Annotated in this window: 15 protein-coding genes and 1 riboswitch; of the genes, 1 reads left to right on the top strand and 14 read right to left on the bottom strand. The window is 29.0% G+C overall.

Annotated features, from left to right (window positions below):
* Positions 1-18: 18 nt before the first annotated feature.
* Positions 19-1,563, bottom strand: a complete 1,545-nt coding sequence (yjeM, locus tag KXZ80_RS04945) for a glutamate/gamma-aminobutyrate family transporter YjeM (RefSeq protein ID WP_021432347.1) — start codon at positions 1,561-1,563, stop codon at positions 19-21.
* Positions 1,564-2,451: 888 nt separating this feature from the next.
* Between yjeM and brnQ the strand changes: the two genes are divergently transcribed.
* On the top strand, positions 2,452-3,738 hold the full coding sequence (gene brnQ, locus KXZ80_RS04940; protein ID WP_021432345.1) for a branched-chain amino acid transport system II carrier protein: 1,287 nt from the start codon (positions 2,452-2,454) through the stop codon (positions 3,736-3,738).
* A 142-nt stretch (positions 3,739-3,880) separates the two neighbouring features.
* On the opposite strand, the gene KXZ80_RS04935 is transcribed toward brnQ, so the two are convergent.
* From KXZ80_RS04935 to thiD, 13 genes are all read right to left on the bottom strand, one after another.
* The gene (locus KXZ80_RS04935) at positions 3,881-4,345 is read right to left on the bottom strand and encodes an MOSC domain-containing protein (protein ID WP_021432344.1); all 465 of its coding nucleotides are present in this window, start codon (positions 4,343-4,345) and stop codon (positions 3,881-3,883) included.
* Positions 4,346-4,361: 16 nt separating this feature from the next.
* Positions 4,362-4,973, bottom strand: a complete 612-nt coding sequence (mobA, locus tag KXZ80_RS04930; RefSeq protein WP_021432343.1) for a molybdenum cofactor guanylyltransferase — start codon at positions 4,971-4,973, stop codon at positions 4,362-4,364.
* Between the two features lie 102 nt (positions 4,974-5,075).
* Positions 5,076-6,350, bottom strand: coding sequence for a 5'-3' exonuclease (locus tag KXZ80_RS04925; protein WP_021432342.1), 1,275 nt, complete (start codon positions 6,348-6,350; stop codon positions 5,076-5,078).
* 164 nt (positions 6,351-6,514) lie between these two features.
* Positions 6,515-9,208, bottom strand: coding sequence for a magnesium-translocating P-type ATPase (gene mgtA / locus KXZ80_RS04920; protein WP_207643737.1), 2,694 nt, complete (start codon positions 9,206-9,208; stop codon positions 6,515-6,517).
* A gap of 143 nt (positions 9,209-9,351) precedes the next feature.
* Complete coding sequence (locus tag KXZ80_RS04915; RefSeq protein ID WP_160165091.1) at positions 9,352-9,495, bottom strand: hypothetical protein; 144 nt, start codon at positions 9,493-9,495, stop codon at positions 9,352-9,354.
* 131 nt (positions 9,496-9,626) lie between these two features.
* Positions 9,627-9,783, bottom strand: a riboswitch (M-box (ykoK) riboswitch).
* 108 nt (positions 9,784-9,891) lie between these two features.
* Positions 9,892-10,149, bottom strand: coding sequence for a hypothetical protein (locus tag KXZ80_RS04910; protein ID WP_021430879.1), 258 nt, complete (start codon positions 10,147-10,149; stop codon positions 9,892-9,894).
* Positions 10,150-10,228: 79 nt separating this feature from the next.
* Positions 10,229-10,738, bottom strand: coding sequence for a DUF6241 domain-containing protein (locus KXZ80_RS04905; RefSeq protein WP_021432340.1), 510 nt, complete (start codon positions 10,736-10,738; stop codon positions 10,229-10,231).
* Between the two features lie 233 nt (positions 10,739-10,971).
* On the bottom strand, positions 10,972-11,574 hold the full coding sequence (gene thiT / locus KXZ80_RS04900; RefSeq protein ID WP_021432339.1) for an energy-coupled thiamine transporter ThiT: 603 nt from the start codon (positions 11,572-11,574) through the stop codon (positions 10,972-10,974).
* 16 nt (positions 11,575-11,590) lie between these two features.
* The gene (gene thiE, locus KXZ80_RS04895; protein ID WP_021432338.1) at positions 11,591-12,211 is read right to left on the bottom strand and encodes a thiamine phosphate synthase; all 621 of its coding nucleotides are present in this window, start codon (positions 12,209-12,211) and stop codon (positions 11,591-11,593) included.
* Between the two features lie 12 nt (positions 12,212-12,223).
* Positions 12,224-12,826: an energy-coupled thiamine transporter ThiT gene (gene thiT / locus KXZ80_RS04890; RefSeq protein WP_021432337.1), complete on the bottom strand. Its 603-nt coding sequence runs from the start codon at positions 12,824-12,826 to the stop codon at positions 12,224-12,226.
* Entirely contained in the window at positions 12,814-13,491 is a 678-nt protein-coding gene (gene tenA / locus KXZ80_RS04885; RefSeq protein WP_021432336.1) for a thiaminase II, read from the bottom strand. The genes thiT (KXZ80_RS04890) and tenA overlap by 13 nt, the downstream gene beginning before the upstream one ends.
* The gene (gene thiM / locus KXZ80_RS04880) at positions 13,491-14,276 is read right to left on the bottom strand and encodes a hydroxyethylthiazole kinase (protein ID WP_021432335.1); all 786 of its coding nucleotides are present in this window, start codon (positions 14,274-14,276) and stop codon (positions 13,491-13,493) included. The genes tenA and thiM overlap by 1 nt, the downstream gene beginning before the upstream one ends.
* Before the next feature lie 31 nt (positions 14,277-14,307).
* Positions 14,308-15,111, bottom strand: a complete 804-nt coding sequence (thiD, locus tag KXZ80_RS04875; protein ID WP_021432334.1) for a bifunctional hydroxymethylpyrimidine kinase/phosphomethylpyrimidine kinase — start codon at positions 15,109-15,111, stop codon at positions 14,308-14,310.
* Positions 15,112-15,190: the final 79 nt, after the last annotated feature.

The raw sequence follows: 15,190 nt of genomic DNA, 5'->3' as shown, positions 1-15,190 counted from the left end.
ATTGCTCTCTTTTCTTATCTATCCTACAACTTTTTCATTTTTACTTTCTCTTAAACTATCTTTTTTCTCATATACTGTAAACAATACAAATCCTAACAATGCAAATAGTAATGGTCCACCTACCATAGTTAATGTATCACTTACTCTTGCAGGAGAATCCATTAAAGGTTCTATTATAGTAAATACATTAGCAAACCCTACTATTCCAGTTACTATTATAGCTGATATAGTAGCACTAGCCTGAGACTTAAACACAACATATTCCTTTGGTATTTCTCCCTTTAATTGCTTTTTCTTAAATGCTGGGAATGCTGCTGATAAGAACATATATGTTATAGTCATTGCAACATTTGTCATTAAAGTTAATATTGTAAAGAATTGTTTTGCATTACTTCCTCCAAAAGATACTAATAAAATAATACATATTACTATAATTGCTTGAACTTTCATAGCATTTACAGGCATACCATTTTTTAAGTCTCCTAATTTGCCAGGCCATAACTCTTTTGGTGCTCCTTGTATTAACGTTTTAAGCGGTGAATAAGTTAATGTAAAGAATGCTCCAGTTAATGCTAAGAACATTGAGAAACCAACAAATCTAGCAGTCCAAGCTCCCATAGTAAGAGCTATACTTTCAGATAATCCAAATCCGATTCCTACTTTGTATCCTAAATTTGCCATTAATACATATGTAGCATTTGCCATATTTACATTTTCTCCAGATAATACTTCACTCCAGTTAGTAAACATACCACATGCAAATATCCCAATTGCATATCCTACAGATATAACCACTGCAGATATTGCAAGCCCTTTAGGGAACGTTTTTTCAGCATTTTCAGTTTGGTCAACAAGACCACCTAAAACTTCTAGTCCTCCAAATGCAAATACTGCAAATGTTAAGAATGATAAAACAGGCACAAAACCTTGGTAATCAGGACTTGGTGATATAGTGAAGGCTTGAGCCGCATTACTTATAGGTTCTGCTAATTCCCCAGTTAAAACTACTACTAATATACCTCCAGCTAATAAGACTATATTAAGTAGTGCAACAGCAGTTCCACCTATAGAAGTTATTTTACTTATTTTGTCAACTCCTTTAGTAGCTACAAATGTAACAACTGCTATCCATATTACACCTAATATTCCTAAAGTTTGAACTGATGTTAATCCAAATAAGCTCCAACTTCCTGTAACATCTGTACCAAATATAGCATTTGATAATGGTATCCATAAACTAGAAGAAACACTTACCATCCAAATTACATAAGATGCGTACCACATAAATGTACCTATAAAAGCATATTTAGCTCCTACAGATTTTTCCATCCACGAATACATACCTCCACTTTCTTTTTTAAATGCAGATCCATATTCAGCCATCATAAACGCATATGGTATAAAAAATAGTACAGCACTTAATACGTACCATGGTATAGCTGCATACCCCATTAAGTAGAATGCTCTTGGCATATTACCAAATCCAAATACTGATGTAAATATCATAAGTATTAATGGTACTAGCGTAAGCTTTTTAACATTATTATTGCTTGGTTGTGACATGTGAATCCCCCTTAAATATGATTTCTTTATTTTGACAAATTAATAACATTTATGTCATTAATTTATCATCCCCTTATTTATTGTTAGATTATCATCATTATTTTTGCTTTTCAATAGATTTTAGTTTAATTTAAATATTGTGATTTTTACTTCTATTCAAAAGAATCCGATATTTGAAAACATTTTTTTTAAACGTTTATATTCCAAATCCCCCTATTTTTTATTATTTTATACTATATATCAGTATTTACATCGAAATGCTCATATTTTTTCCATTTTTCTACATATTTCTATGCTGAATTTTATATATTATTACTTTTTATTTTAATTAACCATGATTAAATTTTACTTTTGATTATTTCGAATAATTTTTTATTTTTTCAATACATTAAGTACAATGTTATTTTCCAATCAACTTTATTATTTTTTAACTTACCTCCTTCAAATATCTTTAAATTGAAGTAAAAAATTTTTTTTAGATTTTTTAATTTTAATTTAATTAAAAATTTCATTTTTTTAATTTTTTAAATTTTTTTAAAATTCTCTATTGCATTTTTTATAATTAAGTCATATAATTATTTCTAACAAAAACAAATTTTAATGAGGAGATTAAATGAAGATGATTAATATAAACTTAACTAACAACTTACAATTTAATAAGTTTTATTTTAGCTATTATAGTTAAGTTTGTATTTATGATATAAATCGAAAATCATAGGTACAAACGGAAAATTGTTTGTATCTATGGTGGCTAAATTTAGCTTGTACTTAGGCCGCATAGATAATACTATGTGGCTTTTTTAATCCTAGGCAAAAAAGGCTGCATAGTATCCACTATGTGGCCTTTTTGCATATACTTTATAAATTATTAAGAAAAGAGGATTAATTATGAATAAAAATAAAGATATTTTAATAATAGGATTTGCTCTATTCTCGATGTTCTTTGGAGCAGGAAACTTGATATTCCCCCCATATATAGGTATTTCCTCTGGAAGTAGCTGGTTAATAAGCTTTTTAGGTTTCATATTAGCTGATGTTGGAATAATTTTATTATCAATAATTGCAATTTCTAAAGCTGGAAGTCTTCAAAATGTAATAGGTAGAGCCGGTAAGAAGTTCGGAATTACCTTAGAATTTTTAATGATGTTATGTCTTGGTCCTATATTGGTTATTCCAAGAACTGGAGCAACAACATTTGAAATGAGTGTATTACCACTTACAAAGAATTTTAATCCACTTTTATTCTCTTTAATATTTTTCTCTATAACACTGTTACTTACAATAAAGCCTACTAAAGTTATGGATATAATAGGTAAATTTTTAACTCCAATTTTATTACTATCACTTGCATTTTTAATAGTAAAGGGCATAGTATCTCCTATTGGAAATTTAGAAGATGTTAATTCTTCAGATCTTTTTATAACAGGAGTTACTCAAGGATACCAAACAATGGATGCCTTAGGAATAGGCGGAATAGTAGCCTTAATTATGACTTCTCTTGTTAGTAAAGGGTATACAGATAAAAATGAAAATATATCACTAGCAATAAAATCAGCTTTAATAGCATGTGTTGGGCTTACAGTGGTTTACGGTGGGTTAACATTCCTAGGAGCTACAGCTTCTAGCTTATACGATACAAATATATCTCAAACAGCTTTACTTATAAATATTACTCATCAGTTATTAGGAAGTACTGGAACTATTATGTTAGCGATTGTAGTTGGATTTGCATGCCTTACGACTTCAATAGGTTTAACTTCTGTTACAGCTAAATTTTTCGAAGATTTCACTAATAAAAAGTTAAAATACGAGCATATAGTTATATTTATTTGTGTATTCAGTGCAATAGTTTCAAACTTTGGCGTTGATAAAATTATACAAATAGCAATACCTATATTAAGTTTAATCTATCCTGTAACTATAGTTTTAGTAGTTATGAATATATTTAAAAAGATTATTACTAATGATATGACATTAAAAGGTGCAGCTTACGCAACACTTTTAATAAGTTTACTTAATGTCATAGATAGTTTAGGTATAAGTATACAATTTGTACATCAGATTCCACTTGCAAACTTAGGATTTAACTGGATTTTGCCAGCAATAATAGGAGGCATAGTATTTAGTTTCATTCCAGCTAAATCAAAATCTACCACTACAACTCCATCCCTTTAAAATAAAATAAGGGTAAGTTTTAAATAGATAGCAAAAGATAAATATATAAGTTTTAGCGACCTTCAAAGCATCTTTTCAGCTTTGGAAGCAAAACTTATATATTTGTCTTAAGCGTCTTACTATTTAAAACTTACCCTTATACCTATTCTTCTATTACTTCTATTGTATCTCCAGGTCTTACTTCTCCACCTTTGATAATTTTTGTAAATATACCTTCTCTAGGCATTACACAATCCCCTACTTGATTTTTTATAGCACATCCTGCATGACATTTTTTACCTATTTGAGTTACTTCTTGAATAGTATCTCCTATTTTAAGCTTAGTACCTACTGGCAATTCATATAAAACTATATCTTTTGTAGTTATGTTTTCAGCAAATTTTCCAGTATCTAAACCTTCTATTCCCATTTGTCTTATTTTTTCTATACTTTCATCTCCTAGTAAACTTACTTGTCTATGCCAGTTGCCTGCATGAGCATCTCCTACTAACCCATGATCTTCCTTAAAAGCCCCTACTTCTATTGGAGTTTTTATAACTCCTTTGTTCTCACTTATATTAATAGCTAATACAGTTCCTTTTTTATTCATGTCTTTTATACTCCCCACTTTTTCCACCTATGTTTTAGTAACGTCTATTTAAATCTACTTCATTTATAAAATTATTTAAGTCTTCCTGATTATTTAAATTGATAAAAATATTTAAATCAAAATGATTTCTATTAAAATCATCTTCATTTAAATAAAAAATCGATTTATCATATAAAAATCTATTTATAGATTTTTTCTCACTCACTAATAGAAATTTTTCTATATCTTCATATAAGCTTTTTTTATAAACCCCATGAAATGGTTCTGCAAATTTATCTAACTTAGTAATATAAATATCATATAATGTACTTATGTTTTCTTTCATAAACTTAATATAATTGTTATCAATATTAGGCATATCACACGCTAAGAAGTAAACATATTCGCTACTAGCACTCTTAAGACCTATATGTATTCCACTTAGAGGTCCACATTCTTTTATCTCATCTACAACAACTTTATAACTACAATCATTGTAAAATTCAGGTTTGTTTGTAACAATTATAATTTCATTAAAATGATTTTCTAATTTATTGGCTAAATCATATATAAGCCTTTTTTCATCTATTACTAAAAACTGCTTATCAAATTTCATCCTACTACTCTTCCCACCAGCCAATATAACTGCACTTTTACATACGCTCATAATACCTTCCCTCCCAAAGCTAGTAAAACGCTTTAAAGGTCGCTAAAACTTACATATCTATCCTTTGCTATTCATTCTACTATTTTGAGGTTTTTCTATTTTTTATAATTTTATACTTTTCATTTCGTACTTATCTAGTTGTTCTCTTAATATGTCTTTGTCTATATTTATTTTTAAATCATCTAAAGTTAACCCTACATCTATATCAGTTTTTATTGTTGCTAACTGTTTAGACATAAATGCATTGTCTTTTTCTGCAACTAACTTTTTCATAGGATTTCTTATTCCTAGTTCATTTTTCCAATCTGTTGCCTTTAACTTTAATCCTTTTTCATCTAATCCTTCTATAGCTTTATATATATCTTCTAGTGTATTATATTTTTGAAGTAGAGGTATACTTGTTGTATCTCCTAATCCTTTTATACCTGGAATGTTATCTGAAGAATCTCCAGATATAGATTTATAGTCAATTATTTGATGAGGTTTTAATTTTTTAACTTTCTTTAATAAATCAACTGTATATTCAAATGTATTGTTTGGTAAGTTACATTCTTTCAAGTTTATATCACAAGTTTTAGCTATGTCAGTTGCTTTTGATGTGTTCATCCATACAACTGTGTTGTGATCAACTAGTTGTAAATAATCCTCATCTTTAGTGTATAGCGCAACTGGAATTTGATCTTGGAATTGCTTTGATAAACTTCCTGCAAAGTCATCAGCTTCAAATACATTGCTATAGTCTTCACTTGGAGTTGAAATTAAAACCTTAACCCCTATAGTTTCAAGCATTTCTCTTAATAAATCATATTGTTCTTTTAAAGGAACTTCTATAGGTTTTCTTGTCCCTTTGTAATCATCATATATTAACTTTCTAAAAGTCATTCTAGTAGAATCTAGGCAAACTGCTAAGTGTGTAGGCTTTTGCTCTTTTATCATAGATAGCATAATTTGCATAAACCCAAAAACTCCATTTGTATATATTCCATCTTTTGTTTGAAGTATCTTATCATAAAATTGTTCTTTTTCTTCAATTGTTTTAGCAAACATTATTTGTCTTGGAAGTCTTGCAAAGTAACTTGTACTAAGTAATGATGATCCATCTATAACAAGTAGTTTTTCTTTATTATTGTCTTCATCTATTTTTAAATATTTAACTTTTTCACTTTCTTTTATTTCAATATTTTTAGTTTCCTTAGCATCTTTTATTGTATCTATTTCTTCTTTTATATTATTAGTTTTTTTATTTTTCGTTCTAAAATCTGTATTTAATCTAGATCCAACATAACTATTAAGTCTTATATGATCTCCTCTAGATAATTCAGATTCTTTGATTTTTTCGTTAGCTTCTTTTTGTTCTAATAAATCAAATAAATCCATAATTCTCTCCTCTTTTTTAATGGTCATTAATCTCAATGTATTAATTATAACATATACATTTTATTATTTTAAAATTATAGATATATTAACTATATTTACTATAGAAAAAGAAGGATATATTGTCTTTCGTCAGATCAATATATCCTTCTTTTTTATTCAGTCATTTATAATAATTCCCCATATTTTCTTATATATATCTTTTTAACTATAGTAACTAAAACCATATATGCTATTATTGTAGCTATTAACCATGCAAAGTATATCATTGGCATAGGATAAAGATTTAATGCACTTCCAAATGGAGTGTACGGTATTATTGTTCCAACAGCTATACCCATAGTTGTTAATATAAGTAGTGGAAGTGATGCTCTACTTTGAATAAATGGTAATTTTGGTGTTCTTATCATGTGAATTACCAATGTTTGAGACCATAATGATTCAACAAACCACCCTGCATTAAATAACATCATGAATAAAGTTTTGTCTACTCCCGGATCATTATATCCGCCACCTAATACAGCAGGACATATAACAAAGTACATTAATAAATATGTTGTTATATCAAACACTGAACTTGTAGGTCCTATCCACTTCATAAAGTTACCAATTGATGCTGCTTCCCACTTACGTGGTACTTTTAAGTAATCTTCATCTACATTATCCCATGGTATTGACATACAAGATATATCATATATAAGGTTTAGCATTAATAATTGAACTGGAAGCATTGGTAAAAATGGTAAGAATATACTTGATGCTAATACACTAAACATATTACCAAAGTTTGAACTTGCAGTCATTTTTATATACTTAATTATATTTGCATAAGTCTTACGACCTTCTTTTATTCCATTTTCAAGAACCATTAAGTCTTTTTCAAGTAATATTATATCTGCTGACTCTTTCGCTATATCTACACCTGTATCAACTGATATACCAACATCTGATTTTCTCATAGCTGGTGCATCGTTTATTCCATCTCCCATGAATCCAACTACATGACCATTGCTTCTTAACATTGATACCACTCTAGATTTTTGCTCTGGCGAAAGTTTTGCAAATACATTTGTACTTTCTACTACTTCTTTTAATTCTTCATCTGACATTACTTCAACTTGATGCCCAAGTATTATATTACTTACATCTATTCCAACTTGTTTGCATACATACTTTGTTACTTGTTCATTATCTCCAGTTAATACTTTTACATCTACTCCATATTCATTTAAAGTTTTGATAGCTTCATATGAAGACTCTTTTGGAGGATCTAAAAAAGCTATATATCCAACTAAAATCATATCTTTTTCATCAGCTATTGAGAATTCTGTATTTTTTGATACGTTAGCTTTTCTAGCTACACCTATAACTCTCATACCTTTGCTGTTTAGATCTTCTACTGTTTTTAAAACTTTTTCTTTTAATTCCTCAGTTAAATCAACTATGTCTCCTCTATACTCCACTTTACTTGAAATATCTAACATCTCTTCTACCGCACCTTTTGTTAGTAGCTGATTATTATTATTTTCATCACTTAATACTACTGACATTTTACGGCGAGTGAAGTCAAATGGAATTTCATCAACTTTTTCATATGAACTTACAATATCAGATAAATTCTTTTTCTCTCCATATTCAAGTATAGCTACATCTAGTAAATTTCTAAGTCCTGTTTGGAATTTACTTATTAAATATCCATGTTTTAAAACACTTAAATTTTCATTACCTTCAACATCTAAATGACGTTCTAATATTATTTTATCTTCTGTCAAAGTTCCTGTTTTATCAGTACATAATACATCTATAGCTCCGAAATTTTGAATAGAGTTTAAATTTTTAACTATAGCTTTTTTCTTAGACATTGCTACTGCACCTTTTGCAAGATTTGTAGTAACTATCATCGGTAACATTTCAGGAGTTAATCCTACTGCAATTGATATACCAAATAAGAATGCTTCTAACCAGTCCCCATCAGTTAATCCATTTATTATGAAAATTGTTGGAGCCATTATTGCCATAAATTTGATTAAAATCATACTTACTGAGTTTACACCTTTATCAAAACTTGTTTCTTCTCTTTTTTCTGTAACTATATCAGCTATATTACCTATAAAAGTGTCATCTCCTGTAACTACTACAACTGCTGTTGCTGATCCACTTATTACATTAGTTCCCATAAACGCTAAGTTTTCAAGTTCAAGTATAGATTGGCTCATCACAGAAACTGTTTCTAGTTCTTTTCCAAACTTTTCAACAGGTTCAGATTCTCCAGTCATTGATGCCTGGCTTATAAATAAATCCTTAGATGATAATATTCTTATATCTGCTGGAATCATATCTCCTGCAGCTAATTTTATCATATCGCCTGGAACTAGTTCATTTATTGGAACTTCTACTTCTTTTCCACCACGTAATACTGTAGCTGTAGTTATTATCATTTCTCTTAGCTTTTTACCTGCATTACTTGATTTTCCTTCTTGAACAAACTTTAATACTCCACTTAATGTGACCATACTACCTATTATAATTACAGCTGTTAAACTTCTATCCGCTGGAGCAGCTATAACAAAGTCTGTTACAAATGATATTAGTGCAAGCACTACAAGTATTATTGTAAATGGGTTTACAAATGAATTAAATAATCTCTTATACCATGTATCATTGTTTTTATCTGTTATTTCATTTAATCCATATTCTTCTATTCTATCTTTAGCAATTTTATCACTTAGTCCATTTGAATCAGTTTGTAAAAAATCAAATAACTCTGTTTGTGATAATACCGCAGCTTTTTTTAATTTAGTTTCTGTTAAATTTTTTCTTTCCTCTTTTTTCACTTCTATTTTTTTTGTTTTCATGTTCATGATTTTCATATTATTCCCTCCTCACTATTTTGCAAGTGCATGAGAATAAATGACAAAATAAATGCCTGTTACTATATTTTTAGTAAACAGGCAGCATAAATAAAACTCTTGTACTTTATTTTTAAAGTGAAAACAAAATGAACTTACATAGTTAGTATACAAGTAAATAGCATATTACTTTTACTAACTGTTTTGTTTTCAATTTTATAATAAAAATAGAGCCAATCTGAGTCTTCTTCAAATTCTATGCCATCTGTTCTCATACACAACCTACTTTCTAAGTCCACTTTATTTTCACCTCCGTATTTTAATTTAATTCATTTTTAATGTTTTTTGATTTTTTAGCATTAAAAAATCCTCGTTTCTTTTGGCAAACGAGGATAATGAAAGCGTAATTAAAAAGTATCTTTTACATATACTTAATAATCTTCGTCCAAGCTTTAGCTTCTTAGGGCAATGTAATTGCATTAGAATACGCCTTCTCCGACGTATACTGCTAACCATCTAATAGTGTCTCCACTATTTCGCGGCAGCAACCCGTATCCCTAAGGTAACCTCACCTACCGAAACTATTTAGTTATATCTTACTTCCCTTTCATTATATTCACAACTTTTAAAATTGTCAACTCTGAAAACAAAAAAATTCTAAGGTTTTTTAGTCTTAGAACTTCTTTTATTACTTACTATGCATCAAAGTCTACATGAACTTTTCCTATCGGAGTGTTTATATCTATGTAAGATAAGTTAAAGTTTTCATCCATAACATCTATCTTATATTCAAAGAATAAATCATCTTCTTTCTTAGACATAAATATGTAGCTTCCATTCTCTTTTTCTTCTATTTCATCACATATTTCTTCGTATATTTCTTCTCCACTTACATAGCCATTATAACCTGCAGCTTTTATTTTATCTTCTATTAATTTATATATTTCTTCCATTTATTTACCTTCTTTCTATATATCTATAAAATACAGTCTACAATCAGTTTTTATATATTGTCAACTATATATACATATTTTATTTATAATACTTTTCTTTTAATCTATTTATCTCATATTCATCTCTGTCGATAGCTCTTCCTACGTTTCCATCTAACATCTTCCAAGCTGTGTTATGAACTTCTTCAACCTCAACAAAGTTACCTTTTTTCCATTCATTTAAAGATTTTATAAAAAATTTATGAGGTCCTAATGGAGCTTTTCCTAATATATATATCATCTTATCTACATTCTCTGGACTCGGTTCTAAAAATCCTATCCTTTTGTTCTTTTTAGACTTTATAACTGGATTAGATATCCAATGCACCAAGCTATATATTTCTTCGTCTTTATACTCAAATTTTTCTGAAGATTTTGCTCTATCATACGTCTTATTTAAAATTTCTTGAATTGACCCTGAATATTCAAGACTGCTACTAACACTTTCATCTAATTTCACTTTCTTATCGTCTTTTAAAACATTAAACCCAACAAACAAAGCTCCAACTAAAATTAAACTCATTACTCCTATAATTATTTTCTTCCCCATTAAACCCCTCCAAACTTATATTTACATACTCCTCTATTTTAATATTTTTGTAGGATTATGTACACCCTTGCTCCCCCATCCACATACCACTTCCTAAAAAAAAGATAAATATAAGTTAACGAAAGTGTGGGTGACTATATAAGTTTTAGCGCCTTTTAAAGCATCTTCCCAGCTTTAGAAGCAAAACTTATATAATCACCCACATCTATTTTTCGTAACTCTATTTAACTTTTTTAGTTACCACTTGCATTTATTGCTCTATTTAATCGTTCAAGTGGAAGTATCCCAATTATAAGTGCAGACAATAACCCCTCTACGCCTTGACTTGATACATTATACAAGAATGAGTATACAAATACATTCATTCCTTCTGGAGCATAATCTCCAAAGAATACACATCCTGATATTATATTCATAGATACACTAAGAACTACAGCAAGTAAACAACCTAGTATAACCTTTGATTTCTTATCTTTTCCAAATGATCCTGCTAATCCAAGTAACATTGTTGGTAATATATAGTCTAGTAAAAATTGTGCTGGATGTATTATATACACGCCCTTTAATAATTTTAATACTCCATAAATAAGTCCACCAGTTATACCGACCGTGTTTCCAAATAAAACTGAAAGTAACATTGTTGGTAACATTGAAAATAAAGATATTCCTCCACCTTGTGGATATTTTATAAACTCTATCATACTAAGTATATATGATATTGCACTAAACATACCTATCATAACAACTGTTTTGGTAGTGAATTTAGTATTTTTCAAACCTTTTAGATAGTATATAAAAAATCCTATACTACCTAATATTATGATTGCATTTATCATAATTCACCTCCTGTATCTATTTTTGTAAAGACTTTGTCCATTTTAAACATTCATTATATATATCATCGCACTTTAATATCGCTGATACTATTGCATATCCATCTATGTTTATACCCTTAAATGTATCTATGTTATCTAAATTTATACCACCGATTAAAACTTTAGGTATATCAAGATTTTCATCAATTTCTTTTAGTTCATCTACTGTAACTATGGTAGCATCATTTTTAGTAGTTGTATTAAACATAGCTCCTACCCCTATATAATCTGCTCCACCATTTTTTGCATCAGTAGCTTCTTCTATATTATGAGCTGATATTCCTATAATTTTATCTTTTCCTATTAATCTTCTTACTTCTTCTAAAGGTATATCACTTTGTCCCACATGAACACCATCTGCATCACAAAGCATAGCAATATCTACTCTGTCATTTATTATAAATAAAGCATCGTATTTTTTAGTAAGAGCTCTTAATTTATATGCTTTTTCTAAAAACTCTTTTCCATTTGCATTTTTTTCTCTTAATTGTAAAGTTGTTACCCCACCTTTTAATGCATCTTCTATACATTTATAAAAATCTCTTCCATTTAGTATTTCTGAGTCAGTCACTAAATATAATTTTAATTTTTCTTTCATTTTGTTCTCCCTTTAATTAGTTGATAATTTCAACACTTTTTGAAATCTTTTTATAGGTAATAAAACTAGTATTATACTAGAAAGTAATCCTTCAACTCCTGCACTTGATATATTATATATACAAGAATAAAGTACTATATTCATTCCCTCTGGAGCATACTGTCCAAAATATACGACTCCTGATATTATACTTATCAATACACTTAAACTACTTGCAAATAAGCATCCTTTGAACATATCGCTTTTTTTCTCTCTTCCAAATTCTCCAGCTAATCCAAGTGCCATATTTGATAATATATAATCTAGTAAAAATTGTGCTGGATGAACTACATAAGCTCCATTTAATAGTTTTAGTAATCCAAATATTAATCCACCTGTTAGCCCTGCCTCTTTACCATATAATATAGCTAGTAGCATCGTAGGTAGCATCGAAAATAACGTTATACCTCCACCTTGCGGATATCTTATGAATTGTATCATATACAGTATAAATGATATAGCACTAAACATAGCGATCATTACTATCTCTTTAGTAGAAAACTTCTTTTTATTTATATCTTTTGCATACATAAATAACAGTACTAAACTTATTATTATAATTACTACGCTTGACATTTTTTCTTCGCCTCTTCATATGCCATATTCCAAAAATCTAATTCATATAAACTCGATTTAACAAATATTTCTTTAAGCTTCTTTGTCTCATCTTCAGTTAAATCTTTGCATAACTCATTTGTGTATTCTAACCAATCTATTAATACATCATCAAATTCTTGATCTGCATACATCTCTATCCATTCTTTATAATAATTATTATCTAAACTATCTTTATAAGTTTCATATAAATAATGACCTATATAATTGTAACTCCAGTTACAAGGTAATGTAGCCATTACAATTTCTTTAACTCCTCCTGTTAATGAAACAGCTTGCATGTAACTTGTGTAGCTACTTGAAACTAGTTCATATTTACATTTTTCAGCCTCAATCGGAGGCACTCCTAATTTTTTCATATATTCAACATGTATAGCAGTTTCATCTTCCATAGACCCCTTAGCCGCTTTATTAAAAAACTTCATTTCTTTAACTGTATCTGCTTTTATTACTCCCATTGCAAAAACTTTAGCAAATTCTTTTAAATATAAGTAATCTTGTATAAGATATCTTTTAAATTTATCTTTTGGTAAAGTTCCTTCTCCTATTTCTCTTACAAATGGGTGATTTAAATAACTTTCCCATATGTCTTTAACTTCTTCAAATAAGCAATCTGTAAATTTCATTAAAATACCTCCACCCTTGAAGACTCTTTTAACTCATCTTCATTTAATTTGTATATATTGTCCATTAAATTTACTTTAAAGCTTCCTATTCCTATATTATCTATATCTACTAATTCTCCACATAAGCTCATTGTAAGAACACCCATTGCTGCAGAATTTAAAATTTCATTACTCGCTCCTAAATAACTCCCTATTAAACTAGCACTCATACATCCAGTTCCTGTTATTCCTTTTAATTTAGGAGTTCCATTGTGTATTTTTATAATTTTATCGCCATCAGTTACTACATCTACTTTTCCAGTAGCTACTACCACACATTCTAGTTTTTTAGCAACTTTCTTAATAATATCGTCTATGTTTTCATCATCGTCAAATGAATCTACACCTTTTCCTTTTACATTAAATCCACCTATGTACTTAATTTCAGCTGCATTACCTTTAATTACGTCAAACTTTACTTCGTTTAATAAAGTTTCCACTAACAAAGATCTTGAAGGTGTAGCAAACACCCCTACTGGATCTAATATAACTGGCTTTTTATGCTTATTTGCTATTTTCCCAGCCTTTATAAATAATTCTCTATGAGAGGAATTCATTGTTCCAATATTTATTACTACAGAACTTGCAATAGGTATTATCTCTTCTGCTTCTTCATAAGAATAACTCATCAGTGGACTTGCACCTATCGCTAAAGTTATATTTGCACAATCATTAATTGTAACTTCGTTAGTATAATGAAGTACTAATGGGTTAATTTCTTTAACTTTATTTAATAATTCAAACATAATTTCATCTCTCCCTTTTAAATGCTTATATCTATTTATTTGAGTCAAATTCATAAAAATGGTGTACTGGTCCTACTCCTCCACCTATATCAAAGCTATGTCTTATAGCATTAGTTATATAGTCTTTTGCATTAGAAACAGATTGTACTATATCAAATCCTAGTGCTAAATTTGCAGTTATTGCAGATGATAAAGTGCATCCTGTTCCATGAGTATTTTTTCTATCTAATCTTTCACTTTTATAAATTTCAAATGTATCCTGGCCTATTAAAACGTCTACTGCATCCCCGTCTAAGTGTCCACCTTTCATTAACACGTATTTAGGCCCTAGTTCTAATATTTTTTTCCCAACTAATTTCATGTCGTCTACATTGTCAATTTTAATCCCTGTTATTTCCTCAGCCTCTAATGTATTTGGCGTTATTATGTATGCTTTAGGTATAAGATATTTTATTAAATTGTCTTTAGCCTCAGGTTTTAAAAGTGAATATCCACTTTTAGATATCATTACTGGATCTACTACTAAGTACTTTGGATTATACTTATCTAAAGATTCAACAATTGCCTTTATTATTTCTGGACTAGATACCATTCCTATTTTTACTGCTTTAGGTGGTATGTCATCAAATACTACCTCTATTTGTTTTTGTATTATTTCTTTGCTTAAATCTTCTACTAAAAATACTCCATAAGTGTTTTGAGCAGTTATAGCTGTTATTACGCTCATTCCATAAGTTCCTATAGCACTAAATGTCTTTAAGTCTGCTTGTATACCTGCACCTCCTGATGAATCTGAGCCTGCTATTGTAAGTGTTGGCAATTTATACTTTTCCATTAGATGTTTCCCCCTTGATTTTTGTATTAAAAAAAGCTATATTCCTGTAGGAATATAGCTTTTAATTTACTATGCAAAT

The sequence above is a fragment of the Paraclostridium bifermentans genome, from assembly GCF_019916025.1.
Classification (GTDB): domain Bacteria; phylum Bacillota; class Clostridia; order Peptostreptococcales; family Peptostreptococcaceae; genus Paraclostridium; species Paraclostridium bifermentans.
The sequence above is the reverse complement of the archived record's forward strand: the minus strand, read 5'-3'. Positions and strand labels throughout refer to the sequence as shown.